Annotated in this window: 2 protein-coding genes; both read right to left on the reverse strand. The window is 63.8% G+C overall.

What is annotated here, in order from left to right:
- Positions 1-523, reverse strand: a 523-nt coding sequence (locus AOQ71_RS34400) for an ATP-binding protein (protein ID WP_063958328.1), incomplete at its 3' end; no start/stop codon positions are given.
- Positions 469-1,145 (reverse strand): transposase (locus AOQ71_RS46115; protein WP_162268297.1); only part of this gene is annotated, 677 nt, incomplete at its 5' end. The genes AOQ71_RS34400 and AOQ71_RS46115, both read right to left, overlap by 55 nt.

The raw sequence follows: 1,145 nt of genomic DNA on the forward strand, positions 1-1,145 counted from the left end.
AGTGAGCGCTTCGGGGCCCCCAGTCGTCTAGGATGAGCAGATTGACGCGCTCGAGCGCCGCGATCAGGCCAGCGAGACGGCCTTCGCCACGCGCCTGGGCGAGATCGGCGAACAAGCGGGGGACGCGCTTGTAAAGGACCGAGAAGCCGTCGCGGCAGGCCCTGTTGCCGAGCGCGCAGGCTAGCCAGGACTTGCCAGTGCCGGTCGGACCGACGATGACGAGATGGTTGTGCTCGCGGATCCATTGGCAGGTGGCGAGGCTTTGAAAGAGGGAGCGGTCGAGACCACGAGCTGTGCGATAGTCGACATTCTCGATGGTAGCGGCCTGCCGGAGCTTGGCACTCTTCAAGCGCCGTAGAGACGGCGGGTCGCGGGCGGTGACCTCGCGATCGACGAGGAGACCGAGCCAATCGGGGTGCGGCATGTCGGCGGCCTCGGGATTGTTCTGCAGTTCGATGAGGGTATCGGCTATGGCGGTGAGGCCGAGCGCGCGCAAGCGGTCGACGGTCGGATGAATGAGCACAATGATCTCCTGATTAGTTGTAGTAGCTGCGGCCGCGGATCTTGGCGTGGAAGAGGATGGGCGCCTCCTGGGCGGGAGGAGCGGTTTTGTCGGCGGCGTTCTTGAGGATGGCGACGATCGACTTGTAGGAACGGGCGTTGAGCAGCAGCGCGGGCGCAGGCGGCGTCGACACGTTCCTCGCCGTAGCGCTTGACCAGCCCGAGAATGCCGATGGCCGAGCGGAAGCCCTGTTCCGGATGCGGCCGCGACCGCAGGATGACCTCGATCAGCGTCTCGGCGTCGGGCCCCACCTTGGCGGCTTCAGAACGAATCCGCTCAGGGGTCCAGTCGCGGTAACGGCGATGCGAGCTTGGCATATGCTCGGCGATCGTCGTTGGTCGATGCGGCAGAGTGCTGCGCAGATGCGAGGCGACGCGCTTGCCGCGCAGGAAAATCTCGACGGTTTTTAGTGTGATCCGTGCCTCGACCTCTTCATGCACGAGGTTGTGAGGCACGCTATAGTAATGCTTGGCAAGCTCGACATGATAATCGAGGTTCACCCGACAGCGCTTCCATTCAGCGTACACGTAGGGTTCGTCGGGCAATGGGGTCAGTGCTGGTCGGTCGAGCTCCTCGAACAGCT

This window comes from Bradyrhizobium manausense (genome assembly GCF_001440035.1).
Taxonomy (GTDB): domain Bacteria; phylum Pseudomonadota; class Alphaproteobacteria; order Rhizobiales; family Xanthobacteraceae; genus Bradyrhizobium; species Bradyrhizobium manausense.